25 protein-coding genes are annotated in these 23624 nt (G+C 68.9%); 7 read left to right on the top strand and 18 right to left on the bottom strand.

Going from position 1 to position 23624, the window contains the following annotated elements:
- Positions 1–15: 15 nt before the first annotated feature.
- The 15 genes from murC to AC3A5N_RS09930 all read right to left on the bottom strand — a co-directional run bounded on the left by murC (position 16) and on the right by AC3A5N_RS09930 (position 15742).
- Positions 16–1437 (bottom strand): UDP-N-acetylmuramate--L-alanine ligase, encoded by a 1422-nt coding sequence (gene murC, locus AC3A5N_RS10000; RefSeq protein ID WP_487737166.1) that lies wholly within the window; start codon positions 1435–1437, stop codon positions 16–18.
- Positions 1434–2615 carry an undecaprenyldiphospho-muramoylpentapeptide beta-N-acetylglucosaminyltransferase gene (gene murG / locus AC3A5N_RS09995; protein WP_487737165.1) on the bottom strand — a complete coding sequence of 394 codons (1182 nt, stop codon included), beginning with the start codon at positions 2613–2615 and terminating at the stop codon, positions 1434–1436. Before murG ends, murC begins: the two co-directional genes overlap by 4 nt.
- Positions 2612–3838, bottom strand: a complete 1227-nt coding sequence (locus AC3A5N_RS09990) for an FtsW/RodA/SpoVE family cell cycle protein (RefSeq protein WP_487737164.1) — start codon at positions 3836–3838, stop codon at positions 2612–2614. The genes murG and AC3A5N_RS09990 overlap by 4 nt, the downstream gene beginning before the upstream one ends.
- A complete protein-coding gene (gene murD / locus AC3A5N_RS09985) occupies positions 3835–5193 on the bottom strand; it encodes a UDP-N-acetylmuramoyl-L-alanine--D-glutamate ligase (RefSeq protein WP_487737163.1) in 1359 nt (452 codons plus the stop codon). The genes AC3A5N_RS09990 and murD overlap by 4 nt, the downstream gene beginning before the upstream one ends.
- A complete protein-coding gene (gene mraY / locus AC3A5N_RS09980; protein ID WP_487737162.1) occupies positions 5190–6260 on the bottom strand; it encodes a phospho-N-acetylmuramoyl-pentapeptide-transferase in 1071 nt (356 codons plus the stop codon). The genes murD and mraY overlap by 4 nt, the downstream gene beginning before the upstream one ends.
- A complete protein-coding gene (locus tag AC3A5N_RS09975) occupies positions 6261–7733 on the bottom strand; it encodes a UDP-N-acetylmuramoyl-tripeptide--D-alanyl-D-alanine ligase (protein ID WP_487737161.1) in 1473 nt (490 codons plus the stop codon).
- Positions 7730–9199 (bottom strand): UDP-N-acetylmuramoyl-L-alanyl-D-glutamate--2,6-diaminopimelate ligase, encoded by a 1470-nt coding sequence (locus tag AC3A5N_RS09970; RefSeq protein ID WP_487737160.1) that lies wholly within the window; start codon positions 9197–9199, stop codon positions 7730–7732. The genes AC3A5N_RS09975 and AC3A5N_RS09970 overlap by 4 nt, the downstream gene beginning before the upstream one ends.
- Positions 9196–10917: a peptidoglycan D,D-transpeptidase FtsI family protein gene (locus AC3A5N_RS09965; RefSeq protein WP_487737159.1), complete on the bottom strand. Its 1722-nt coding sequence runs from the start codon at positions 10915–10917 to the stop codon at positions 9196–9198. The genes AC3A5N_RS09970 and AC3A5N_RS09965 overlap by 4 nt, the downstream gene beginning before the upstream one ends.
- Complete coding sequence (locus AC3A5N_RS09960; protein ID WP_487737158.1) at positions 10914–11426, bottom strand: hypothetical protein; 513 nt, start codon at positions 11424–11426, stop codon at positions 10914–10916. The genes AC3A5N_RS09965 and AC3A5N_RS09960 overlap by 4 nt, the downstream gene beginning before the upstream one ends.
- On the bottom strand, positions 11423–12367 hold the full coding sequence (rsmH, locus tag AC3A5N_RS09955; RefSeq protein ID WP_487737157.1) for a 16S rRNA (cytosine(1402)-N(4))-methyltransferase RsmH: 945 nt from the start codon (positions 12365–12367) through the stop codon (positions 11423–11425). Before rsmH ends, AC3A5N_RS09960 begins: the two co-directional genes overlap by 4 nt.
- Complete coding sequence (locus tag AC3A5N_RS09950) at positions 12364–12867, bottom strand: division/cell wall cluster transcriptional repressor MraZ (protein ID WP_487737156.1); 504 nt, start codon at positions 12865–12867, stop codon at positions 12364–12366. Before AC3A5N_RS09950 ends, rsmH begins: the two co-directional genes overlap by 4 nt.
- Before the next feature lie 334 nt (positions 12868–13201).
- Entirely contained in the window at positions 13202–13981 is a 780-nt protein-coding gene (locus tag AC3A5N_RS09945) for a Gldg family protein (RefSeq protein ID WP_487737155.1), read from the bottom strand.
- Entirely contained in the window at positions 13962–14330 is a 369-nt protein-coding gene (locus AC3A5N_RS09940) for a hypothetical protein (protein ID WP_487737154.1), read from the bottom strand. Before AC3A5N_RS09940 ends, AC3A5N_RS09945 begins: the two co-directional genes overlap by 20 nt.
- A 30-nt stretch (positions 14331–14360) precedes the next feature.
- Positions 14361–15362: a cysteine synthase A gene (locus AC3A5N_RS09935; protein ID WP_487737153.1), complete on the bottom strand. Its 1002-nt coding sequence runs from the start codon at positions 15360–15362 to the stop codon at positions 14361–14363.
- 62 nt (positions 15363–15424) lie between these two features.
- Positions 15425–15742 (bottom strand): 2Fe-2S iron-sulfur cluster-binding protein, encoded by a 318-nt coding sequence (locus AC3A5N_RS09930; protein ID WP_487737152.1) that lies wholly within the window; start codon positions 15740–15742, stop codon positions 15425–15427.
- 88 nt (positions 15743–15830) lie between these two features.
- Here AC3A5N_RS09930 and AC3A5N_RS09925 point away from each other — a divergent pair, with 88 nt between their 5' ends.
- Both AC3A5N_RS09925 and AC3A5N_RS09920 read left to right on the top strand, forming a co-directional pair.
- On the top strand, positions 15831–16448 hold the full coding sequence (locus AC3A5N_RS09925; RefSeq protein ID WP_487737151.1) for a DNA-3-methyladenine glycosylase family protein: 618 nt from the start codon (positions 15831–15833) through the stop codon (positions 16446–16448).
- A 71-nt stretch (positions 16449–16519) separates the two neighbouring features.
- On the top strand, positions 16520–17326 hold the full coding sequence (locus tag AC3A5N_RS09920; RefSeq protein ID WP_487737150.1) for an SDR family oxidoreductase: 807 nt from the start codon (positions 16520–16522) through the stop codon (positions 17324–17326).
- Positions 17327–17335: 9 nt separating this feature from the next.
- Here the strand turns inward: AC3A5N_RS09920 and AC3A5N_RS09915 are convergent, their stop codons facing one another.
- The gene (locus AC3A5N_RS09915; protein ID WP_487737210.1) at positions 17336–17662 is read right to left on the bottom strand and encodes a 4a-hydroxytetrahydrobiopterin dehydratase; all 327 of its coding nucleotides are present in this window, start codon (positions 17660–17662) and stop codon (positions 17336–17338) included.
- A gap of 23 nt (positions 17663–17685) precedes the next feature.
- Between AC3A5N_RS09915 and ccmA the strand changes: the two genes are divergently transcribed.
- Positions 17686–18273 carry a heme ABC exporter ATP-binding protein CcmA gene (ccmA, locus tag AC3A5N_RS09910; RefSeq protein WP_487737149.1) on the top strand — a complete coding sequence of 196 codons (588 nt, stop codon included), beginning with the start codon at positions 17686–17688 and terminating at the stop codon, positions 18271–18273.
- A complete protein-coding gene (locus AC3A5N_RS09905; protein ID WP_487737148.1) occupies positions 18270–18923 on the top strand; it encodes a heme exporter protein CcmB in 654 nt (217 codons plus the stop codon). The genes ccmA and AC3A5N_RS09905 overlap by 4 nt, the downstream gene beginning before the upstream one ends.
- Before the next feature lie 23 nt (positions 18924–18946).
- Here the strand turns inward: AC3A5N_RS09905 and map are convergent, their stop codons facing one another.
- Both map and AC3A5N_RS09895 read right to left on the bottom strand, forming a co-directional pair.
- Positions 18947–19774: a type I methionyl aminopeptidase gene (map, locus tag AC3A5N_RS09900; protein WP_487737147.1), complete on the bottom strand. Its 828-nt coding sequence runs from the start codon at positions 19772–19774 to the stop codon at positions 18947–18949.
- A 70-nt stretch (positions 19775–19844) separates the two neighbouring features.
- Positions 19845–20666, bottom strand: a complete 822-nt coding sequence (locus tag AC3A5N_RS09895; protein WP_487737146.1) for a DUF4163 domain-containing protein — start codon at positions 20664–20666, stop codon at positions 19845–19847.
- Positions 20667–20703: 37 nt separating this feature from the next.
- Here AC3A5N_RS09895 and AC3A5N_RS09890 point away from each other — a divergent pair, with 37 nt between their 5' ends.
- The 3 genes from AC3A5N_RS09890 to argC all read left to right on the top strand — a co-directional run bounded on the left by AC3A5N_RS09890 (position 20704) and on the right by argC (position 23463).
- Complete coding sequence (locus tag AC3A5N_RS09890) at positions 20704–22107, top strand: leucyl aminopeptidase family protein (protein ID WP_487737145.1); 1404 nt, start codon at positions 20704–20706, stop codon at positions 22105–22107.
- A gap of 82 nt (positions 22108–22189) precedes the next feature.
- Positions 22190–22531: a hypothetical protein gene (locus tag AC3A5N_RS09885; protein ID WP_487737144.1), complete on the top strand. Its 342-nt coding sequence runs from the start codon at positions 22190–22192 to the stop codon at positions 22529–22531.
- Positions 22528–23463, top strand: a complete 936-nt coding sequence (gene argC, locus AC3A5N_RS09880; protein ID WP_487737143.1) for an N-acetyl-gamma-glutamyl-phosphate reductase — start codon at positions 22528–22530, stop codon at positions 23461–23463. Before AC3A5N_RS09885 ends, argC begins: the two co-directional genes overlap by 4 nt.
- The last annotated feature ends 161 nt before the right edge of the window (positions 23464–23624 follow it).

Below are 23624 nucleotides of genomic sequence, written 5' to 3'. Positions count from 1 at the left end.
CGAACTGGTCCATCGTCATGCCGCCCGCTCCCGGCCGACCGCGTCGGCGAGGCCGGCGGCCCACTTGGTGATGTCGCCGGCGCCAAGGCAGACGACGAGATCGCCTTCGCGGACTTCGCCCGCCAGAACGCGCGCCAGTTCGGCCTGATCGGCGACGGTCGTTGCCGCACGATGGCCGCGGGATTTCAGACCGGCGACCAGCGTGGTGGAATCGACACCCGCCACCGGCTCCTCGCCCGCGGCATAGACCGGCGTGACGTAGACCTGGTCGGCTTCGTTGAAGCAGTTCTGGAAGTCGTCCATCAGATCGCCGAGACGCGAATAGCGATGCGGCTGCATGACCGCGATCACCCGCCCCTCCGGCTTGCCGGACACACTCTCGCGCGCGGCCGCGAGCACGGCCCGGATCTCCACCGGGTGGTGCGCGTAGTCGTCAATGACGATTGCACCCGCCACTTCGCCCACTTTGGTAAAGCGCCGCCGCACGCCGCTGAACTGGTCGAAGCCGTTGCAGATCGTCTCATCCGAACAGCCCATCTCGATGGCCACTGCGATGGCAGCGAGCGCGTTCTGGACATTGTGGCGCCCGGGCATCGGCAGGCGGACGCATTCGATCCTGCGGTCCCCATCATTGCGCTGGCGCACGACCACGTCGAACTCGTTTCCACCGGGCACCGGCCGGACGTTGACCGCACAGACGTCCGCCTGGAGCGAGAAGCCGTAAGTCACCACGCGCCGGTCGCGCACTTTACCAGTCACCGCCTGCACTTCCGGGTGGTCGATGCACAGGATTGCCGCGCCGTAGAAGGGCACGTTGTGGATGAACTCGATGAAGGCGTCCTTCACCCCGTCGAAATCGCCGTAATGGTCGAGGTGTTCGGGATCGATATTCGTGACGACCGCGATCGTCCCGTCGAGCCGCAGGAAGCTGCCGTCGCTCTCGTCCGCCTCGACCACCATCCAGTCGCTGTCGCCCAGGCGCGCGTTCGAGCCGTACTGCTCGATGATCCCGCCGTTGATGACCGTCGGATCGACCCCGCCTGCATCGAGCAACGCGGCGATCATGCTGGTCGTGGTCGTCTTGCCGTGCGTGCCCGCCACCGCGACGGTGTTCTTGAGCCGCATCAGCTCGGCGAGCATCTCCGCACGCCGGACGACGGGAATGCGATGCTCGAGGGCGGCGACCACTTCCGGGTTGGTGCGCCGCACCGCCGTGGAGGTGACGACAACCGCGACACCTTCGACGTTCTCCGCCGCGTGGCCGATCGCCACATCGATCCCGCGCGCGCGCAGCCGCTCGACGCTCGTGCTTTCGGCGATGTCCGAGCCCTGCACGCTATAGCCGAGGTTGTGCATGACTTCGGCAATGCCGGACATGCCAATCCCGCCGATGCCGACGAAGTGGATCGTTCCGATATCGGTCGCGACGCCTTTCATGCCGCGCCCTGCCCGGCTGTTACCCCTTGCGTCGCCCCCCGCGGCTTGTCTGCGCCCACGCGGATTACGTCCATCATCTCGGCCCCGCCGAAGCTCTCGACGAGATCGGCAAGATCCTTCACCGCGTCGGGCCGGCCGCAATTCCATGCGGCGTGCGCTGCGTTCGCGAGCGACTGCGGGTGCTGGGCGAGAGCCTGGATCTGCTTGGCCAGTTCCTTGGGCGTGAACCGTTCCTGCCGGATCATCCGCGCACCGCCCGCCTTGGTCAGCTCGCGGGTGTTGGCGGCCTGGTGGTCGTCGGTCGCGATCGGCAGCGGGATCAGGATCGCAGGGCGCCCGACGGCGGTCAGCTCTCCGATGGTCGAAGCGCCCGCCCGGCCGATGAACAGGTGCGCATCGGCGAGACGCGTGGCCATGTCCTCGAAATAGGTGCCGAGCTCGGCGGGAATGTCGTGGCTGCGGTAGCGCTCGCGCACCGCGTCGATGTCCTCGGCGCGGCATTGCTGGGTGATCTGGAGCCGCTGGCGCAGCGCCGGGGGCAACATGGCGAGCCCGTCGGGCACGATCTCCGACAGCACGCGAGCGCCCTGGCTGCCGCCAGTTACCAGCACGCGGAGCAGGCCATCTTCGCTCAAGGGCGGAAACGGCTCCTTCCGCAGTTGCAGCACTTCAGCGCGGACCGGGTTGCCGACGAGATGGACTTTCTCCACATGCTTCGGCTTCAGCCGGGCGATATCGGGATAAGCGGTCGCGATCGCCTGCACGCGCCCGCTAAGCATGCGGTTGACCCGGCCCAGGACGGCGTTCTGCTCATGCACCAGGCTCGGTATGCCCGCAGAGGTCGAGGCGAGCAGCGCCGGCAGGGCAGGATAGCCGCCGAACCCGACCACGGCACTCGGCTCGAAGGTCTCGAACAGGCGGAGCGCCATCTTGCGCCCTTCCAGCACCGCACTCGCCCCCTTCACCCAGGCGAGCGGGTTCTTTCCGAAGCGCCCGGCGGGCAGGACATGCGCGGGCAAGAACGACGGTTTGCCCGGGATCGCGGCGCCCCGCTCGTCGGTGACCAGCGCGACGTGGTGCCCGCGCCGCTCGAGCTCGGTCGCGAGCGCGAAGGCGGGGATCAGGTGCCCGCCGGTGCCGCCCGCGGCGAGAACGTAGTGGCGGTTCGCGCCGGTCATGCCTGCGCCTCCCGCCCGAACAACCGGTGCCAGAGACCTGGCGAGTTGCGCCTGAGGAACGGGTTGCGCCGCGTGATCGCGAGCAGGAGCCCGACCGTGAGGCACACCGCGATGGTCGAGGAGCCGCCGTAGGACACCAACGGCAGCGTCATCCCCTTCGAAGGCGCGAGCTGGAGATTCACGAGGATATTGATGAACGCCTGGCCGCCGATCAGCACCGCGAGCCCCGATCCGGCAAGCAGGGTGAACAGGTCCTCCTCGTCCACCAGGCGCACGAGCACGCGTACGATGATCGCGAGGTAGAGCAGCACGATAAGCCCGCAGACGAGCAGGCCGAATTCCTCCCCGATGACGGAGAAGATGTAGTCGGTGTGAGCTTCGGGCAGGCTCATCTTGCGCACCCCGAGCCACAGTCCGCTTCCCGTCCATCCGCCCGCGAGCAACGTGCGTTCGGCCAGGTCGACTTGATCGTAGGCCGTGCCGCCCGCGAAGAAGTCGTTGATGCGGTTCCGGCCGTTCTCGTAGAACAGGTAGGTCATACAGGAGACAACGACGCCCGCGCCGAGCACCAGGCCGAGGCGCTGCGTCGACACGCCCGACAGGATCACCAGCGCGAACCAAACGCCGGCGAAGAGCACTGTGTCGCCGAGATTGGGCTGGAGCATCAGCAGCATACCGACCGCGCCCATTATGCCGGTGGCGATGGGGATCACCGGCAGGTTCGGATCGCGGGCGCGCCAGGAGATCACCCAGGCGAGCGCTATGGCGAAAGCAGGCTTGAGAAACTCGGACGGCTGGAACGAGAAGCCGAGGTCGATCCAGCGCTTTGCGCCGTTCACCTCGTTGCCGACGATCGGCACGAGCATCAGCAGCGCGAACATCACGGCGAACAGCATGATGCCTGCACGGCGCGCGTTCTCGCGTGAGAGCATCGCCGCGCCTAACATCACCGCGAGGCCGACCATCTGCCAGCGCAGGTGCGCCCAATAGAAATAGAGGTCCGGCAGCGTCTCCTTGGCGGTCGAGAGACGGTTCGCGCTCGCAGGCGATGCCGCCGCGACGGCGGCCGTGCCCACCGCCATCAACGCGAGGATCAGGAACAGCAGCACGCGGTCGATCTCGCGCCACCAGATCTTCAGCTCCGCGCGCCGCGTGCTGCGGTAACGGTCGGGCCGCGGGGCACGCTCACCGGTGCGGGGGATATAGGGCGGGCTCGTGGTCATGCCGCCGACTTCCCGGCGAAGCAGTCGATGGGCGGGCTCGGCTCGCCGATCAGCATGGCGACGAGTTCGCGGAAGTATTCGCCGCGCTTCTCGTAATCGCGGAACTGATCGAAACTTGCGCAAGCGGGCGATAGCAGGACGACATCGCCCGGCCCCGCCGCGGCCATGGCGAGGCGGAGCGCCTGGCACATCAGTTCCGCCTTCTCGACCCGCACCCGGCCTCCCAGCAGCTCCGCGAAGCGCGGGCCGGCCTCGCCGATCGTGTACGCAGCCGCGACGTTGCCGATGAACGCCTCGCATTCGCCGAGCCCGTCTTCCTTGGGCAGACCGCCGACAATCCAGTGAATGCGCGGACGCGGACTGGGCGGATAGGCGGCGAGCGCGGGCGCGGCCGAGGCGGGATTGGTCGCCTTGCTGTCGTTGACGAACAGGACGCCGCGATGGTTGGCGACGACTTCCATTCGGTGCGGCAAGCCGCGGAAGCTCGCCATGGCGGCGAGGACCGCCGCGCGCGGCACGCCCAGCTCCTCGCACAGCGCGGCGGCGATCGCCGCATTCTCGAGGTTGTGTGGTCCCTGTAGCGCCGGCCAACCCGCCTGATCCCCGGCGAGTGCGGCCCGATCCGCGCAGACCACACGGCCCGCCGCCCGTCGGGCCTGCTCGGCGGCGAAAATCGCCTTGGTCGGATCGTCCGCGCAGCCGAACACGGCGAACTGGTCAGCCGCCTGCATCGCGAAGAGGCGCGCCTTGGACGCCGCGTAAGCCGGGAAATCGCCGTAGCGATCGAGATGGTCCGGCGTGACATTGCCCAGCGCCGCGGCATCGCAAGCGAGCGAGCGGGTGAGATCGATCTGATAGCTCGACAGCTCCAGCACATAGACGCCGCCTTCGGGCAGCGGCTCCTGCGCGAGGATCGGGAGACCGATGTTGCCGCCCATGCGCGCAGGCACGCCGGCGCTTTCGAGGATGTGATGGACGAGCGCGGTCGTTGTCGACTTGCCGTTGGTGCCCGTGATGCCCACCACCTTGTGGGAGGGAAGCGCTCCCCGGGCGAGCGCGAAGAGCTCGATATCGCCGATCACCGGCACGCCGAAGCGCGCCGCCCGTTCGGCGATCGGGTGGGTATTGAGCGGCACGCCGGGCGAGACGACCACGCCGTCGACGCCGGTAAGGTCGATCTCCAGCGGATCGGCGAGCCGGGCCCGGCTGCCGACCTTGTCGCGCGCCACGTCCTGCCGGTCCCACGCGACGACCTCCGCCCCGCTGGCAAGCAGGGTGTCGACCGCGGCCAGGCCCGACCGGGCGAGGCCGAGGACCGCGTAGCGTTTACCGCAGAAGGCGCCCGAAACGATCATCGCAGCTTCAGCGTCGCCAGGCCCATCAGCGCGAGCACGATGGCGATGATCCAGAAGCGGATCACGACTTTGCTCTCGCTCCAGCCGAGCTGTTCGAAATGGTGATGAATCGGGGCCATGCGGAAAATCCGTCTGCCCGTACGCTTGAACCAGAAAACCTGAATGATCACAGAAAGCGCCTCGACCACGAACAGGCCGCCGACGATGGCGAGCACGATCTCGTGATGCGCCGCAACCGCGATCGCGCCCAGCGCGCCGCCCAGCGCAAGGCTGCCGGTGTCGCCCATGAACACAGCAGCAGGCGGGGCATTGAACCACAGGAAGGCGAGCCCCGCCCCCATGATCGCGGCGCAGAAGATCGCCAGCTCACCCGCCCCCGGCACGTGCGGAATGCCGAGATACTGCGAATAGTCGACGCGGCCGACGAGGTAGACGATCAGCGCGAACGTGCCGGCGGCGATGATCACCGGCATGATCGCCAAGCCGTCGAGCCCGTCGGTGAGGTTCACCGCATTGCCCGCGCCGACGATCACGACCGCCGCGAAGACGTAGTAGAACCAGCCGAGCTCAAACCCGAGATCGTTGAAGAACGGCACGTAGAGGAACGTGTTGATCTGGCTCACCACGATCCACGAGGCCACGCCTGCGACGATGAACTCGAGCAGCAGCCGGACCTTGCCCGATACGCCGTGATGACTCGACTTGGAGATCTTGTCGTAATCGTCGAGGAAGCCGATCACGCCGAACCCGACGGTCACCGCGAGGCAGGCCCAGACGAACGGGTTCTTGAGATCCATCCACAGCAGCATCGAGATCACGAGCGAGACGAGGATCATCAGCCCGCCCATCGTGGGCGTACCGCGCTTGGCGAGATGCGTCTGCGGCCCATCCTCGCGGATCGGCTGGCCCTTCCCCTGGCGCACGCGCAGCATGTTGATGAAGCGCGGCCCGATGAGCAGGCCGATCAGCAGCGCCGTCATCAGTGTCGCGCCGGCGCGGAACGTCTGATAACGGACGAGGTTGAGGGCGCCTTCGAAACCCAGCCACTCGGCGAAGAGGTATAGCATTCAGCCGTCCCGGCCGCCGTGATCCCTGGCGGCGAAATGAGTCACTAGCCTGCCGAGACCAACCGAGTTGGAACCCTTGACGAGGATCGCATCGCCAGCGGCGATACCGAATTCCTCGAGCGCCGCGATCGCTTCGGCAGGCCCATCGCAATGCGCGAACGTCAGCCCGCCCGCAAGCGCACCGCCTGCGCCTTTCCCCAAGTCCCGTGCAAGCGCGCGCATTTCGTCGCCTACCAGCACCGCGTGGTCGACTTTCGCTTCGGCAAGCGGTTCCGCAAGCTGCGCGTGGTAAGCGGCGGAGAAGTCGCCGAGCTCCTTCATGCTGCCGAGCACGGCGATCCGGCGCGAGGCGGGCGTCTGGCCGAGCTGGCGCAGGGTCGCGCGCACCGAGGTGGGATTGGCGTTGTAGCTCTCGTCGATCAGCAGTGCGCGGCCGCCGATCGCAGCGATGCGGTGGCGTGCGCCGCGACCCTTGAGGCCGCCCATCTCGGCCAGCGCGAGCCCGGCCGATCCGAGATCGCCGCCCGCAGCGCGCACCGCCGCCATGACCGCGAGCGAGTTGGCGATCCAGTGCTCGCCCGGCTCGGCAACCGAATAGCACAGCCGCGTATCGCCGAGGTCGGCGGTCACCAGCGCGCCCCCGTTTGCGGCCGGGATCGCGTCGAGCAGGCGCAGATCGGCATGGGGTGCACGTCCGAACGAGATGATCCTGGCCCCGGCGGCGAGTGCCTGATCGCGCAGCCGCTCGAAGTGGGGCGAATCCGCCGGGATCACGGCCGTGCCGCCCGGTTCGAGCGCCGTGAAGATCTCCGCTTTCGCGTCGGCGATCGCCTCTTCGCTGCCGAGGTTCTCGATATGCGCCGGCGCGATCGTCGTGATCACCGCAACCTGTGGGCGGACCTGCGCGGTCAGCGCGGCGATCTCGCCCGCGTGGTTCATGCCCATCTCGAACACGCCGTAGCGGCTGCGCGCCGGCATGCGCGCAAGGCTTAGCGGCACGCCGACATGGTTGTTGTAGCTGCGGACCGAACGATGGGCCTGGCCGCGGCTGGCGCGGTCGAGCGCGGCGAAGATCGCTTCCTTGACCCCGGTCTTGCCGACCGACCCGGTGACACCGATGCGCACTGCGGCCGAGCGGGCGCGCGAGGCGGCGGCGAGCGCCGTCAGCGCCGCATTGGTGTCACGCACCAGGATGTGCGGCCAGTCGATCGGACGGTCGACGACAGCGGCCGCTGCGCCGTTGGCGAACGCCTTGTCGAGGAAACGATGCCCGTCGGTGGCTTCGCCCTTCAGCGCGAAGAACAGGTCGCCCGGACGCACGTCGCGCGAGTCGATCTCGACGCCGGCAACCTGGAACGCGCCGCTGGCGGTGCCGCTCATAGCCTCGGCGAGTGCAGCCGAGTCCCACAGCGCCAGGCCGAAGCTGTCGCGCGGGCGGACCGGCCAGGCCCGCAAGGCGCGGTGCGCGCTCATGCCCGTTCCCCTTGCGCCGCGGCGCATTCGCGCGCGACGGTCACATCATCGAATGGCAACACCCGCATCGTCTCCCCCGAACCTATGATCTGGCCCTGCTCGTGTCCCTTGCCGGCGATGAGCACGATATCATCCGCCTCGGTCATTTCGATGGCAGCGCAGATTGCCTCGCGCCGGTCGCCGATCTCGGTGGCGCCGGGCGCGCCCGACATGATCGCGCTACGGATCGCCGCCGGATCCTCACTTCGCGGATTGTCGTCGGTCACGATAACCGCGTCCGAATGCTCGCTGGCGACGCGGCCCATCTCGGCGCGTTTGCCGGCATCGCGGTCGCCCCCCGCGCCGAACACCGTAATCAGTCGCCCGGCAACGTGCGGGCGGAGCGCAGCAATCGCCGCCTCCAGCGCGTCCGGCGTATGGGCGTAGTCGACGTAGACCGGCGCTCCCGACGGCGCGATCACCGCGCGTTCCAGCCGTCCGCGTACCGGCTGCAGGCGCGCCACGCCCTCGAGCGTCGCCGCGGGGCGGCCGCCGGTGGCGATCACCAGGCCTGCCGCGACCAGGGCGTTGGCGACCTGATAGGCGCCAATCAACGGCAGGCGGATCGTCCGCCGCTCGCCGGCGTGCTCGACCGTCAGCTCCTGCCCCAGCTGGGTGGGCGCATGGGCGATCAGGCGGATATGGTCGCCCCGCTCGCCCACTGTCAGGACCCGCAGCGAGCGCTTGCGCGCATGCTCGATCGCGCGGTCGGCCCATTCGCCCTTGCCCGTCCAGACGACAACGGCGGCATCGTCCGACACCACTTCGTCGATCAGCCGCATCTTGGCCGCGAAGTAGTCCTCCATGCTCGCATGATAGTCGAGGTGGTCGCGGCTGAAGTTGGTGAAGGCTGCGGCCGAGACCGGCAGCCCTTCGTTGCGGAACTGCGACAGCCCATGGCTGGAGGCTTCGTAGGCGACATGCGTCACCCCTTCGCGCGCCAGGCCGCTCATGTTCGAAAGGAAGGTGACGATGTCGGGCGTGGTGAGGCCGGTGGAAACGCTCTCGTCCGAGGTGGTGACGCCGAGCGTGCCGATCGACGCGGCGCGTTCGCCCGCCATGCGCCAGAGCTGCCGGGTCATCTCGACGGTCGAGGTCTTGCCGTTGGTGCCCGTTACCGCGACGATGGTCTGCGGTACGGGCGCGAAGAACTTCGCGGCCAGGCTGGCGAAGGCGCGGCGCGGTTCGGCATCGGCGATGTGGACAGCGCCCTCCACCCGCACGTCCGGCCGCGCGACCACCGCTACGGCGCCCGCCGCGATCGCAGCCGGAATGAAGTCCTCGCCGTTGAAGGCGCTGCCGCGAAAGGCGCCGAACACGGTGCCGGGTGCGACCTTGCGGTGGTCGATCGCGAAGCCCGTGACCTGGAGATCGGTGTCGCTGCCAGGTACCATTCCGGCAGCGCTGACGAGCCGCGCCAGCCTCACTTGTCCACTCCGCCGATCAGCGGCCGCAGATCGCTGATGTCGACGTCGCGCGCGTCGTCCGGCCGCACGCCGAGCAGCGGCCCGATGCGCGGAATGAGATTGCCGACGATCGGCGCCGCGTTCCAGGCGGCGGTGCGCTGGAACGAGCTGGCCGTGGTGCCCTTGGGCTCGTCGAGCATGGCGACGACCACATAGCGTGGGCGGTCCATCGGGAAGGCGGCCGCGAACGTCGAGATCAGCGCGCTGCGCTGATAGCCGCCCGCGCCCGGCTTCTCGGCCGAGCCGGTCTTGCCGCCGACACGGTAGCCGGCCGCGTTGGCATTCCGGCCGGTGCCGTAGGCGGCGATCATCCGCAGGAGCTGGCGCATGCGCGCGCTGGTCGAGGCCTTGAACACCCGGCGTCCCCGGGGTGCTTCGCTCGGCTCGAGCTTGTGCATCGTCGTCGGCCGCCAGATCCCGCCGTTGACCATGGCGGCATAGGCACTCGCGAGATGCAGCGGGGTAACGGCGATGCCGTGCCCGAAGCCGACCGTCATGGTGCGGATGCGCGACCAATCCTCATTCGGCCAGATCGGCATGCCGCGCGCCGGCAGCTCGATATAGGGCCGCTCGTTCATGCCCAGGTCGATCATCGTCTGGCGCAGGCGTTCCGGGCCGAGTTCATCCGCGATCCGCGCCGTCACGGTGTTCGACGAATGGATCAGCGCCTCGGGCACGTTGAGCGTCGGGCCGAGCGGGTGACTGTCCTTGATCGTGTAACCGGCGATGGGCACGGGGCCCGCGTCGTAGCGATAGCCGAAGTCGCGCACCACCCCCGCGTCGATCGCCGCGGCGACGGTGAGCGGCTTGAAGGTCGACCCGAGTTCATAGACCTGGTTGGTCACCCGGTTGAACATGTACGATTCGCCCTGAACGTCGATCTTGTTCGGGTTGAACTCGGGCAGCGAGGCGAGCGCGAGGACTTCCCCGGTATCGACGTCGAGCACGATGCCGGCAGCGCCGAGCGCGTTGACCGCGAGCATGCCGCGGCGCAGCTCGTCTTCGAGGGCGCCCTGCACCCGCACGTCGATCGACAGCGCGGCCGGCTCGCCGCGGCGCGCAGGATCGGTCAGGCGCTTGTCGAGGACCTGCTCCATCCCGACCTGCCCGTTACCCATCGCATCGACATAGCCGAGCACGTGGGCGGCCATGTGCCCCTGCGGGTAATAGCGGTCGGTCTCCTGCGGCATTTCCAGCGCGAGCTCGCCGATCGCCTGCACCCGGTTGGCATCCTCGGGCAGGACGCGACGCCGGATATAGCCGGGCTTGCCCGATGCGAGCTGCTCGGCGACCTCCTCCGCGTCGAGGTCCGGGAAGATCACTGCGAGTTCCGCCGCGACCTGCTTCGGGTCCTTGACCAGCGGCTCTCCGTCCGCGCCCAGCGCATCGGGATTGTACCACAGCGCGTAGGCGGGGAAGGCCCGCGCCAGCGGCACGCCGTTGCGGTCGGTGATCTCCCCGCGCGGCGGCAGCAGCGCCTCCTCCAGCGAGGCCACCGTGGTCGCGCGGTCGCTGAGGCCCAGGAACGCGATCCGCACGAGCGCGACGACGCCGATCGCGACGAACAGCAGCGCCAGCCACAACGCCCGCCAGCGCGCGACGGTGAGCGAGCGCTGGCGGTTGGTGATGAAATGAACCCGCCCGACCGAGATCGCCGTGCTGACGGTCAGCGCATTCATTCGGAGAACTCTGCGAACGCCGTCTCGAACGCGACCTTGCCGGACAACCGGTCGGCAAGCGAGCGCGTGCTGGCGACTGTCTCGCCCTCGGGGCGATCGTCCTCCACGCCGGCTGGCTGGCCGGTGACGGGAGAGACCATCTTGGGGAAGCTCGCGGTCTCGGCCGCGGGCGCGCGGGCGACGCGGATCGGCTCGGGCCCGCCGATCGCGCGCGGCAGGCCGAGGGCGGCAAGCTCGCGCTCGTTGTCGAGGAACTGATCGGCGCGCGGCGCCTGATAGCCGAATTCGACCCGGTTCCAGTTGGCGAGCTGCTGCTGGTTGGCGCGGGTCTCGAACTCGGTTTCGAGCAGCAGGTTCTCGCGCTCAAGGGCGATGATCTGACGTTCGGCCAGGCGCACCTCGCTCTTCACCGCGTTGACCCGGAAGGTCAGCACGACGAAGCCGGCGAGGCAAATGCTGAGCACGACGGCCCAGCCGATCTGGCGCATGCGGCTGCCGACGGTCATCATGCCGCCTCCCGCGCTGGCGCGGCGGTGCGGACCGCGTGGCGCAATACGGCCGAGCGTGCACGCGGGTTGCGCGCGACCTCGGCTTCGCCCGGGCGCACGGCCCGCGATACCTTGGCGAAGACTGCGGGCGCTGCCTCCGCCTGCGGCAGATGGCGCGACCCCGCGGTGACGGCCGATGCCTCGCGCAAGAAGCGCTTCACGATCCGGTCCTCCAGGCTGTGGAAGCTGACGACCGCCAGCCGGCCGCCTTCGCGCAGCAGCCTCTCCGCCGCGGCCAGGCCCGTCATGAGTTCGTCCAGCTCGGCGTTGACGTGAATGCGGATCGCCTGAAAGCTGCGCGTCGCCGGATCCTTGGGCGCCCCCGCGCGGTAGCCGAGTGCCTTGCGCACCACGCGCGCCAGATCGCCGGTTGTCGCGAGCGGCCGGGCTGCGACGATCGCGCGCGCGACGCGGCGCGACTGGCGCTCCTCGCCGTAGCGATAGAGCACGTCGGCGATCTCCGCTTCGTCGGCGTTGTTGACGAAATCGGCGGCATTGGGGCCGGACCGGCTCATCGTCATGTCGAGCGGCCCGTCGGCGGAGAAGGCGAAGCCGCGCTCCGCCTGGTCGAGCTGCATCGAGGACACGCCGATATCCATCGCCACGCCATCGACTTGCGCCACGCCGGCCTCACCCAACGCCTCGACCATTTCGGAGAAGCGGCGCGGGTGGAGTACGAGGCGCGGGGGCTGCTCGGACGTTTCCGGCCACGTGCGACCGGCGGCGATCGCGTCGGGATCGCGGTCGAACGCATGGACGGTCGCGCCCGCGTCGAGCAGGGCGCGCGTGTAACCGCCGGCACCGAAGGTGGCATCGACGATGACGTCGCCCGAGCGCGCAGCGAGCGCGGCAAGCACTTCGTCGAGAAGCACCGGGACATGCGGGATCGCGGCGCCGCTCATTTGCGTGCCGCCTTGGCTTCGTGCTCGGCCACGAGATCCGCGCAGGCGCCCTTGGCGCTCGCCCAGTCGTCGTTCATCCGCGCCAGTTCGGCGGGGTTCCAGATCGTGAAAAAGCGGCCGAGCCCGTGGAAGTAGAGCTGGTCCTCGACCTTGCCAAGGCGCACGAGGTGCGATGGCATGATGAAGCGCCCGCTGTCGTCGAACGGGACGCGCATGTAGCCGAAGAGCTGCGCGGCGCGGGTGTCGCGGTCGAAATCGAGCCCGCGTTTCCAGGCCATGTCCTCTTCCCGGTCGAGCTGCGCTTCGAGCTCGTCGTGGCGCGAGAGGCCGAAGCCGACGAGGCAGTCGAGCTTCGGGTGCTTGTCGATGCAGAGGATGCGGCCGTCGCTGGATTCCTTGACGAGGTTGCGGAAGGCGGACGGCAAGACATAGCGGCCCTTGTCGCCTGCCAGCGACAAGGCCTGACCGCTAAATCCTGTGAACTTCTGCGCCTCCGGCACCGGGTCCGCCCCCATAACCCAAAGGGTTTGCTCGTCCGGACATGCCTCCCCCGCCTCCGCCAGCGCGCAAACGCTGGCGGCTCACCCCGCGAATCGGGACGCAGCGTGAGACGACCTGTCCGATGGAGGACATTTCTAAACCGGCAGAATGCGGGAAGAAAGGGAAATTTAGGGGATTATCGGGGATGAGTCCCTAAACTGTTACTCAATAAGGAGAAATTCTGCACCGCGTCCCGCTCACAAACCATCACAGAAGGCGGATTCCCCATAGATCCCCGCCTCGTCTGCGCGGAATCCCCGCGCTGTCCCGTGAAATCCCCGATCATCAAGAAGCTCAGCGCCGAGCGCTGCCGAAGGCGCTGGTCGTGAGCCATTCGAGCGCCTCGGCCCGCGCCGCGCGCTGCGCACCTTCGGCTTCCTCGAACACCGCGGCGTCGGCGATCACGGTGGCCATGCCCGCTTCGATGGCGCATTGCGCGAAGATCCGGTCGTAGGCGATCCAGCAATTCTCGGTGCTGGTCGGATAGCCCTCGGCCGGATGGAGGGTTCCCGCGAGATTGACCGGAAGCGGCGCCGTGTCGGTGGCGATCATCCGTTCGCCGCCGGTCTGCTCGGCATCGAAATGCATCTCCAGGCCCCAGCGGCCGAGGATTGGCGAAAGCAGCGCAACGTCCTGGGGCCGGCGCCGGTCGCCGATCGCGAAACGCGACTCCGCCGTCAGCATTGGATCGGCGAAGACCAGCACATGTCCGCCCGCGCGGACCCAGTCGTCGAGCACGACGTTCTCCTGCGGCGACAGCGCGCGGGGTTGGGCGAGGAGCAGGACGTCGATGTCGTCGAGATCGCGTGCCGTGCCGCTTTCCGGGGCCGCGAGCGTATCGAGGGGAAGGAGTTCGAAGCGGTCCTCCAGCGCGCCGCGGACCCAGCCGGGTTGGGCCTGCCGGTTGAGCATCTCGGACATGTCGGCGGCTTCCGCCCAGTAGACCGGCAGCGTCGTGAAGAGCCCCAGCACGGGCTTGGAGCGCCCTGCCCCAGCGAGGCCCCAGCCCGCGAGTGCAATGGCAATCACCCCCGCAGCAGCGAGGATCGTCAGCTTATTCCGGGTCAGTCGCATCGTCCGGATCGAGCACTATCACCGGAACTTGCGTGGATGTCGGCGTCGGCGCCGGACGGGCCGGAACGTCGGGAACCACCCCTGCATCGGCAAGGGGATCGTTTTGCTGGCTATGCACCGGCGGAGGCAGAACGGTCGCCGCGGCATCGGGCACGCTGGCGGCCTCAGTACGGTTGGCGCGGTCCATGATCACGTTGGCGAGCGCCAGCATCAGCACGATCGCGGCGAGGCCCGAGAGCCCGACCTGCAACCGGCGCAGCGATTCCGAACGCGTGCCCGCGATGCCCACCGCGGTTTCCTCGGGTCCGTGCCGACGCCTCGCACCGAGAATGTCGCTGATCCTGCGCATACGGTCAGGCTACGCCATCGCGCAGGCCAGTCAATCGCGTTCGAGCCAGTCGAACACCGGCAGGCCCTTCGCTTCGAGCCATTCGCGGTTGTAGAGCGTGGAAAGATAGCGGAAGCCGGTGTCGCACAGCACCGTCGCAACCCGCGATCCCTTGCCGAGCTGGCGGCCGAGCGCGACCGCGCCGGCGACGTTGATGCCCGAAGACAGGCCGAGGCACAGCCCTTCCTCGCGCAGGAGCCGGGCAACCCATGCGAGCCCTTCCTCGTCCGAAACGCGGAACTGGGTGTCGATCGGCGCGCCTTCGAGGTTGGCGGTGATCCGCCCCTGCCCGATCCCCTCCGCGACCGAGCTGCCTTCGGCCTTCAGCTCGCCGTGAGCGTAGAAGTTGAACAGCGCCGCGCCGTGCGGATCGGTGAGCGCGATGGTCACCTTCTCGTCGTATTCCTTGAGGCCCATGCCCACGCCCGCGATCGTCCCGCCGGTGCCCGCGGCGCAGGTGAAACCGTCGATCCGGCCGTCGAGCTGTTGCCACAGCTCGGCCGCAGTGCCTTCGATATGCGCCTTGCGGTTGGCGACGTTGTCGAACTGGTTCGCCCAGACGGCGCCTTCGGTCTCCTCCGCCAGACGCCGGCTGGTGTGCACGAAGTGATTGCAGTCGGAATACTTGGTCGGCGGGACAAGCACGAGCTCGGCGCCGAGGGCGCGCAGGGTCGCCATCTTCTCGCGGCTCTGGTTGTCGGGCATGACGATGATCGTCCGGTAGCCGAGCGCATTGGCGACGAGCGCGATGCCGATGCCGGTGTTGCCCGCCGTCCCCTCGACCACGCAGCCGCCCGGCTTCAGCTCGCCGCGTGCCTCGGCATCGCGGATGATGCCGAGCGCCGCGCGGTCCTTTACGCTGGCACCGGGGTTGGCGAATTCGCATTTGCCCCAGATCTCGCAATCGGCCGCCTCGCTCGGCCCTTTGAGCAGGACGAGCGGCGTGTTGCCGATGAGATCGAGGGTATCGGGAGTAGGCGCAGGTGCAGTCATCGGCGTAGAGCTAGGTTTCCCGGCGCGCCTGCGCAATGCAATTGCAGTTTGCGCCTCCGAACTCAGTCTTCCTGCGCGATCGTGACTTTCAGGCCGTCGAGGTCGCCGGTGAAGGGTATCTGGCAGCCGAGGCGCGAGTTTTCGTTCCGGTGGTCGCTGCTTTCGAGCAGGTCGTCCTCGTCCTCGCTGATCGCGGGCAGGACGTCCTTGAACGCCGGGTCCACGTGCACGTGGCAGGTCGCGCATGAGCAGCAACCGCCGCACAGGGCGAGCAGCTCGTCGAAGCCGTTGTCGCGAATGGCTTCCATCACCGTCAGGCCATCGGCCACGTCGATGGCGGATTCCTCGCCGGCGCGATTGACGACGATCAGCTTGGGCATTGCGTGCTCTTCCCCTATGGCCCGGCCAACACAGGCCGCTTTGCGCGGGCTGCTAGGCAATCGAACGGATGAAGGCAAGCGGCGGACGATGGGATTGACGAGCGAGCAGTTGCGCGAGGGGCTGGACGAAGTGGCCGCGCGCGAACCCAAGCTGGCGGAGGCGCTGTCGCGCGTCGGCTACCCCGAGCCGCGTATCCGGCCGACGGGATACCTCACGCTGCTGCGTACGATCGTCGGCCAGCAGGTCAGCGTCGCCGCCGCCGCCTCCGTCTGGCGCAAGCTGGAAGCGGAGCTCGGCGAGGAGGTCGCGCCGACCGAGCTGCTGGCGCGCGACTTCGACACCCTGCGCGCCTGCGGCCTCTCGCGCCAGAAGCAGGGCTATGTCCGCTCGCTGTGCGAGCTCGTGGTCAGTGGGGAACTCGATTTCGAATCCCTGTCCGCCGACGACGAGGAAGCCATCGCCGAGCTTACCCGCATCAAGGGCATCGGCCGCTGGTCGGCCGAGATCTACCTGCTCTTCGCCGAGGGACGGCCCGACATCTGGCCGGCGGGCGACCTCGCCGTGCAGGTCGGGATCGGCAAGATCCTCGGCCTCGAGGCGCGCCCGTCCGAAAAGGAAACCCGCACCCTGGCCGAAGCCTGGCGGCCCTATCGCGGCGCTGTCTCGCTCCTCACCTGGCACAGCTACAACAACCCTGCGCTCTGACGAAACGCGGCTGACAAGCCTGTCCGCCGCGTCTATCCCTCCGCCCCGGAGATGGGAGGGAGAATAACGAAATGAGCGAGCGGAAGGCGATCTTCATAACCGGCGGCGGCTCCGGCATAGGCCGCGCGATCGCGCAGCTCTTCGGCCAGCGCGGCTGGTTCGTCGGGGTGGGCGACATCGACAACGCCGGCATGCAGGAGACGCTGGCCGGGATCGGCAACGGCTTCACCTATGCGCACAAGTTCGACGTGCGCGACCGCGCCGCCTGGGACATTGCCCTGGAGGCGTTCTCCAAGGCGGCGGGCGGACGGATCGACGTGGTCGCCAACAACGCCGGCGTTCCGCTCGGCGGCTCGCTCAGCGAGAACACGGTCGAGGAGATCGACCGCTGCGTCGACATCAACCTCAAGGGCGTGCTCTACGGCGCGCAGGCCGCGCTGCCGCACCTGCAGAAGACGGCGCCGGGAAGCTGCCTGCTCAACACCGCGAGCGCCGCGGGCATTTACGGCACGAGCGGCGCGTCGGTCTATTCGGCGACCAAGTTCGGCGTGCGCGGCGTGACCGAGGCGCTCGACGCTGAATGGTCGGAGTTCGGGATCAGGGTGCGCTCGCTCTGTCCGGCCTTCATCGACACGCCGCTGCTCGAACATACGCCCAACGCCGCCAGCAACGAGGCAATCCGCGACCGCGTGAAGGCGGCGGGGCTGGAGATCACGCCGGTCGGCGACGTCGCCCAGGCGGCGTGGGACGCGGTGCACGGCGACAGGCTGCACACGCTGGTCGGGCAGACCGCCCGGCGGCTCGCCTTCGCCTCGCGCTGGATGCCCGGCCGCGTGCGCAAGATGGCGCGCCGGCAGGCCCGCCCCCTCGGCCGCTGAGGGCCAGAACTAGAGCGCGTCGATCGCCTTGGCCATGTCGATGTCGCGCTGCGACAGCCCATCCGCGTCGTGGGTGGTCAGCGCGATTTCGACCCGGTTGTAGACGTTCGACCACTCGGGATGGTGATCGGCCTTCTCGGCCAGCAGCGCCACCCGGGTCATGAAGCCGAAGGCCTCGACGAAATCGGCGAAGGTGAACGTGCGCTCGATCGCATCGCGTTCGCTGGCGAGCGACCAGCCTTGCAGATCGCCGAGGGCGATCGTGCGTTCTTCCTCGGTGAGTTTGGCGACGGCCATCTGATCTTCCCCGCTTGCGGTCGGCTTGTGAGCAGGCAGCCTTTCGCCTATCGGGCGCGGTCATGCAAGCGATGCTCGCCGCCCGGGACCTGGCCTGCCGCCGCGGCGAGCGACTGCTGTTCCGCGGTCTGTCTCTGTCGTTGTCTCCGGGAGAGGCGTGCCACGTCGCCGGGCCAAACGGGATCGGCAAGACGAGCCTGATCCGCATTCTCGCCGGCCTGCTGCGGCCGTTCCACGGAACGGTCGAGTGCCGTGCCTCGACCGCCTTGCTCGACGAGCGTCACGCGCTCGACCCCCAGGTTCAGCTCGACCGCGCACTCGCCTTCTGGAGCGAGCTCGACGGCAGCGGCGCCGCGCTGATGGAGGCGCACCGCGAGCGGCTCGGCCTTGCCGAACTGGCGGACGTGCCGGTGCGCTATCTCTCGACCGGCCAGCGCAAGCGCGCCGCGCTCGCCCGCCTGCTCGGCCAGCGGGCGCCGGTCTGGCTGCTCGACGAGCCGCTCAACGGTCTGGACACGGCCGGAACCGAGCTCGTCGAAACGCTCATCGGGGAGCATCGCGCGGCGGGCGGCACCTGCATCGTCGCCTCGCACCAGCCGATCCGGCTCGCGCAGGCCACGCGGCTCGAGGTCGCGGATTTCACCGCGTGATCGGCCGGCTGCTCCTGCGCGACTGCATGCTGCTGATGCCCGGCGGACGGCGCGGTGGCGCCTTGCTGCCGCTGCTGTTCTTCCTTGCGGTGGCGATGATCTATCCCTTCGCGGTCGGTCCGGACGCACCGCTGCTGGCGCGAACCGGCGGCGGAGTGATCTGGGTCGCGGCGCTGCTCGCGGCGATCCTCCCGCTCGACCGGCTCGTCGCACCCGACCTGGAGGAAGGCGTGTTCGATCAGCTTGCCGTGCGGGGCGTGGCGGAGGAACTGGCGATCGCTGTGCGGATGCTCGCGCATTGGCTCAGCTTCGCGCCGCTGCTCCTGCTCGCGGCCCTGCCCGCCGCCGCGCTACTGGGACTGGAGCAGGAGACCCTGCGTACCGTTCTGCTCGGCCTGCTGGCGGGCACGCCGGGCCTGGCCGCCATCGGCGTGCTGATTGCCGCCCTGACCGCGAGCCTGCGCAGCGGCGCGGCGCTCGCCGGCCTGCTCCTGATCCCGCTCAGTGTCCCGATTCTGATCTTCGGCGCAGGCGCCCTCGCGCGGCCCGACGGAGGTGGACTCGCCTTCGCCGCGGCGATCAGCCTGCTGCTCGTGGCTGTCACGCCGTTTGCCGCCGGCGCAGCGATTCGAGCCGCCCGGGAGAGCTGATCCACCCCAGCGGGCAGGATTGATTATTCGTAAGGCGGCTTGTGCAGACCGGTAGGGCTGACGGTGAAGATCTCGTTCCCGTCCTCGGTGATGCCGATCGAGTGCTCGAACTGGGCAGAGAGGCTTTTGTCGCGCGTCACGGCGGTCCAGCCGTCCTTGAGCAGCTTCACCCACGGGCGGCCGAGATTGATCATCGGCTCGATGGTGAAGAACATGCCGGGTCGCAGCTCCGGCCCCGTGCCAGCCGTGGCGGCATGGACCACTTCCGGCGCATCGTGGAACAGGCGGCCCACGCCGTGGCCGCAGAACTCGCGCACCACGCCGTAGCGGAATTGCCGCGCATGCTCCTCGATCGCGGCGCCGACGTCGCCGAGCCGGGCGCCGGGCTGGGCCTTCTCGATCCCGATCATCAGGCATTCGTAGGTCACGTCGACCAGCCGCCGCGCCTTCAGCGGCACGTCGTCGATCAGGTACATGCGGCTGGTGTCGCCGTGCCAGCCGTCGAGCAGCGGAGTGACGTCGACGTTGACGATGTCGCCATCCTTCAGCGCCTTGTCACTCGGGATGCCGTGGCACACGACGTGGTTGATCGAGATGCAACACGAATGGGTGTAGCCGCGGTAGCCGAGCGTTGCCGGAACCGCTCCGCCCGCCAGCGTCAGCTCGCGCACCTTGTCGTCGATCTCGGCCGTCGTCACGCCCGGCTGCATCAGCGGCACGATCGCATCGAGAATGCTTGCGGCGAGCTGTCCCGCACGGCGCATTCCCTCGAACCCTTCGGGCCCGTGGAGCTTGATGGTGCCGTCGCGGATGACGGTCTCGCGGCTGTCGATCACCTGGTATTCGGTCATGCCCGCCGATGTAATGCGGGAATGCGCCGATTGCGAGGGCGCATTCCCGTTTCGCCGTGCCCTAGGGCGCTTACTCCTTCGCGCCGAACGCCTCGCGGTATTCGGGCTTCACGGCTTCGATCACGGCGGCATCGACCGGGAAGTTGAGCTCGTAGCTTCCCTCGGCGTAGGGCCCGGCGACGTAAGGGCCGAACCAGATGCCGATCCGGTCGAACTTGCCGCCGGCGGAGGAGCCGACGAGCACGGTCGCGTCCTTCACGTGCTGGCACGAGTTGAAGCCGGTGTCGTCATCCCCGGCATTGGCCGGGACCGCCTCGCCGCGGCGCTTTGCGCGCTCCGCGTCGAGGGCGTCGCACAGCTTCTGCCCCAGCGCTCCGTCCAGCGCCTCGGCCGACTGGAACAGCGCGACGCCGTCCATGCCGGCCTTCGCCTGCTTGTCCCACACCAGCGACTCGAGGCCGTACATCCCGTGCGCCCCGCCCGAGTAGGTCGCGAACTCGCCCGAGAGGCTGAGATAACGCGGCAGATCGGCGACGATCTTCCACTCCTTGGAGAAGCTGTGCGCGCGGTATGGGTAGTCGTTCGCTTCGGCCTGCTTCTGATCGTCTTCCGATTCGGAGATCAGGGTCGCCTTCGCCTTCTCGGCATCCGCGTCGAGGTGGGCGGCCAGTTCGGGAATTCCGCCGGCCTGCGCCGGGTAGGCGTAGGAGAAGCTGTAGAGGTCGTTCTCCTCCTTCACCGACTTGGCCGCGCCCGCGGCTTCGGCCGTCGCGGACGCAGTGGCGCCGTCGGCCGAGGCCGCGTCCTGCCCGTCGCTCCCCTCGGCGGAGGGAGAGCACGCCGCGAGCACGAGGGCGAGCGGAGCGGCGGCGGCGAGGGTGCGAAACGACATTGGATTTTCTCCCGGAAATGGCGCTAGGGGGACGGTTATGAGCCATGACACCGACCTTGTTCAAGCCGATCGCGGGCAGGACGCGATTTCCATCCATCTCGTCGCCCGCGATGGCTTCGAGGATTGGGTGAAGAAGCTCTCGGCCGGGCAGCGCGCGGCGCTGGCGGCGCAGAAGTTCACCGGCGGCGGATACGAGGTCGGCGTCGTGCCCGACGGCGACGCCTGGTTCGCGGTCGGCGGCGTGGCCGATCCCGCGAACCTGTCGAGCTGGTGCATGGCCAAGCTGGCGGAGTCGCTGCCTGCCGGAACCTACCGGCGCGCGGGCGGAGAGCCCGGCCCCGCGCTCCACGGCTGGCAGCTCGCGCAGTACCGCTTCGACCGCTACCGCAAGGACGACGAAGCGACCGGCCCGCGCGTACTGCTGACCGGTGAGGCCAAGGCGATCGAACCCGCGCTCGCCGAAGCCCGCGCGGTGTGTCTGGTGCGCGATCTGGTCAATACGCCGGCCGAGGACATGGGGCCCGCCTCGCTCGAGGCGGAATGCGAAACACTCGCCAAGACCCACGGCGCAAAGCTCTCGGTCACCAAGGGCGATGCGCTGGAGCAGGGTTTTCCGATGGTCCACGCCGTCGGCCGCGCCGCCGCACGGCATCACGCACCCCGCCTGATGCACCTGACCTGGGGCAAGGAAGGCGACCCGGTGCTCGCTCTCGTCGGCAAGGGCGTATGCTTCGACTCTGGCGGGCTCGACGTGAAATCGGCGGCCGGCATGCTGCTGATGAAGAAGGACATGGGCGGCGCCGCGCATGCGATCGCGCTCGCGGGGCTCGTCATGGGCGCGGGCCTGCCGGTGCGGCTGCACCTGATCGTGCCGGCGGTGGAGAATGCGATCTCGGCCAACTCCTTCCGCCCGGGCGACGTGCTCCGCAGCCGCAAGGGGCTGACGGTCGAAATCGGGAACACCGACGCCGAAGGGCGGCTGATCCTGGGCGATGCGCTGACGCTGGCGAGCGAGCACGGACCGGACCTGGTGATCGACTTCGCCACGCTCACCGGCGCGGCGCGCGTGGCGCTCGGGCCCGACTACCCGGCGCTGATGACCCGGCGCGACGAGACCGCCGCTGCCCTGATCGCCGCGGGCAAGGCGCACGACGACGAGCCGTGGCGGCTGCCGCTGCCCGAGGCGTATATCGAATGGCTCAAGTCGGACGTTGCCGACACGAACAACGCCCACGCCAACGCCTTCGCCGGCGCGAGCGTGGCCGGGTTGTTCCTCGACAAGTTCGTCGGCGCCAACGAAGACGGAACGCCCATCGACTGGGCGCACTTCGACACATTCGCCTGGCGGCCTGCGGCGAAGCCGGGCCGGCCGAAAGGCGGCGAGGCCTACGGCCTGCGCGCGGCGTTCCATATGTTGCGCAAGCGCTATGGCAATCGTTGACGAGCGGCGCGGGGCGCTTGCCGGGGGCGGCGGCAGCGTTTAAGCGCGCGGCCAGCCAATTACCGAGGGCCGAAGACAACACGTGAGCGCGGCGACCGAATACCATCTGCCCGACGGGCCGATCGGCCTGGAAGGGTCCGTCGTGCGCCCCGCGCCCGGCACGCTGCCGCTGCGCGGCGATCTGGCGCATATCGCGCTCGCCGGGCGCTATCTGGCCGCGCACTATGTCGTGCCCCAGCCGCGCGAGATCGGGCCCGAGGGCGCCGCCCTGCACATGATCCCGCGCGACGACTCGGAGGTCGTCGTCCGGCTCGATGCCGGCACCGCGATAGAAGCGCTCGACTATGCGGGCGACTGGTGCTGGGCCACCTGCGGCCCCGAGGGACCGAGCGGCTACCTGCGCACCGCCCTGCTCGCGCCATGACCACGACCGTCTTCATCGACGGCGCCGCCGGCACGACCGGGCTCGAGATCGTCGGCCGCCTGCAGGACCGCGCCGAGTTCGCGCTGCTGACGCTCGACGACGCGCGGCGCAAGGACCCTGCCGCGCGGCGCGAGGCGCTGAACGAGTGCGACGTGGCGGTCCTCTGCCTGCCCGATGATGCCGCGCGCGAGGCGGTGGCGATGATCGACGCGGCCTCCGGCACCCGCGTCATCGATGCTTCCAGCGCCCACCGCACGGCCGAGGGCTGGACTTACGGCTTTCCCGAACTGGTCGGCCGCGAGGCAGTGGCCGGTGCCCGGCGGGTCAGCAATCCCGGCTGTTATCCGACCGGCTTCCTCGCGCTCGTCGCACCGCTCGTGCGCGCCGGGCTGATCCCGGCCGACTGGCCTTACACCGTCAACGCGGTCTCCGGCTTCTCGGGCGGCGGCAACGCGCTGATCGACCGCTTCGCGCGCGAGCCGGACATCGCCTTCCGCGCCTACGGCCTCGCCGGCGGACACAAGCACCTGCCCGAGATGCAGCGGCACGCCGGCCTCGCGCACGCTCCGGTCTTCGCGCCGGCCGTGGTGCCCGCGTACCGCGGCATGCTGGTCGAAGTGCCGCTCAACCTGCCGGCTATGGGCCGCAGTGCTACGCCGCAGGCGCTGCAGGCGGCGCTGGCGGAGTTCTATGCCGGCTCGCCGGTCGTGAGCGTGGCCGGCTATCCGTTCGAGGACAGCGAGACACTGCTCTCGCGCGACGCTGCGCCGTGGGACGGGCTGGAGCTGTTCGTGTTCGGAGACGAGCCTTCGCACGTGCGGCTCGCGGCCGTGCTCGACAATCTCGGCAAGGGCGCGAGCGGCGCAGCGGTGCAGGCGCTCAACCTCATGACCGGCCTCGACGAAACCGCCGGCCTGCGCCTCTCTGCCTAAAATTCAGGCAGCCACTGGATTCCGATTGGGCACGCGGCCGGCGAAATCGCCGCCGGGGTGACCGGCGCCCCTCCACGCGCATTCTGGCACGCTTCTTGATTTGGCATCTGGGGTAAGCGATGAGCCGGCCGAGCGGACGAAGAACCGCGCGCGTCGGCACA

Source organism: Pelagerythrobacter sp. Soil_C_18, from assembly GCF_057657235.1.
This window is presented reverse-complemented; position numbering and strand designations above follow the sequence as displayed.

Bases quoted from the DNA above. Each gene is read 5' to 3' on its own strand.
- AC3A5N_RS09935 (WP_487737153.1), bottom strand. From the start codon at position 15,362: ATGACTGCACCTGCGCCTACTCCCGATACCCTCGATCTCATCGGCAAC.
- murG (WP_487737165.1), bottom strand. From the start codon at position 2,615: ATGACCGGCGCGAACCGCCACTACGTTCTCGCCGCGGGCGGCACCGGC.
- argC (WP_487737143.1), top strand. From the start codon at position 22,528: ATGACCACGACCGTCTTCATCGACGGCGCCGCCGGCACGACCGGGCTC.
- ccmA (WP_487737149.1), top strand. From the start codon at position 17,686: ATGCAAGCGATGCTCGCCGCCCGGGACCTGGCCTGCCGCCGCGGCGAG.
- AC3A5N_RS09920 (WP_487737150.1), top strand. From the start codon at position 16,520: ATGAGCGAGCGGAAGGCGATCTTCATAACCGGCGGCGGCTCCGGCATA.
- AC3A5N_RS09960 (WP_487737158.1), bottom strand. From the start codon at position 11,426: ATGATGACCGTCGGCAGCCGCATGCGCCAGATCGGCTGGGCCGTCGTG.
- rsmH (WP_487737157.1), bottom strand. From the start codon at position 12,367: ATGAGCGGCGCCGCGATCCCGCATGTCCCGGTGCTTCTCGACGAAGTG.
- AC3A5N_RS09945 (WP_487737155.1), bottom strand. From the start codon at position 13,981: ATGCGACTGACCCGGAATAAGCTGACGATCCTCGCTGCTGCGGGGGTG.
- AC3A5N_RS09930 (WP_487737152.1), bottom strand. From the start codon at position 15,742: ATGCCCAAGCTGATCGTCGTCAATCGCGCCGGCGAGGAATCCGCCATC.
- map (WP_487737147.1), bottom strand. From the start codon at position 19,774: ATGACCGAATACCAGGTGATCGACAGCCGCGAGACCGTCATCCGCGAC.
- mraY (WP_487737162.1), bottom strand. From the start codon at position 6,260: ATGCTATACCTCTTCGCCGAGTGGCTGGGTTTCGAAGGCGCCCTCAAC.
- AC3A5N_RS09890 (WP_487737145.1), top strand. From the start codon at position 20,704: ATGAGCCATGACACCGACCTTGTTCAAGCCGATCGCGGGCAGGACGCG.
- AC3A5N_RS09975 (WP_487737161.1), bottom strand. From the start codon at position 7,733: ATGAGCGCGCACCGCGCCTTGCGGGCCTGGCCGGTCCGCCCGCGCGAC.
- AC3A5N_RS09965 (WP_487737159.1), bottom strand. From the start codon at position 10,917: ATGAATGCGCTGACCGTCAGCACGGCGATCTCGGTCGGGCGGGTTCAT.
- murD (WP_487737163.1), bottom strand. From the start codon at position 5,193: ATGATCGTTTCGGGCGCCTTCTGCGGTAAACGCTACGCGGTCCTCGGC.
- AC3A5N_RS09925 (WP_487737151.1), top strand. From the start codon at position 15,831: ATGGGATTGACGAGCGAGCAGTTGCGCGAGGGGCTGGACGAAGTGGCC.
- AC3A5N_RS09895 (WP_487737146.1), bottom strand. From the start codon at position 20,666: ATGTCGTTTCGCACCCTCGCCGCCGCCGCTCCGCTCGCCCTCGTGCTC.
- murC (WP_487737166.1), bottom strand. From the start codon at position 1,437: ATGAAAGGCGTCGCGACCGATATCGGAACGATCCACTTCGTCGGCATC.
- AC3A5N_RS09990 (WP_487737164.1), bottom strand. From the start codon at position 3,838: ATGACCACGAGCCCGCCCTATATCCCCCGCACCGGTGAGCGTGCCCCG.
- AC3A5N_RS09940 (WP_487737154.1), bottom strand. From the start codon at position 14,330: ATGCGCAGGATCAGCGACATTCTCGGTGCGAGGCGTCGGCACGGACCC.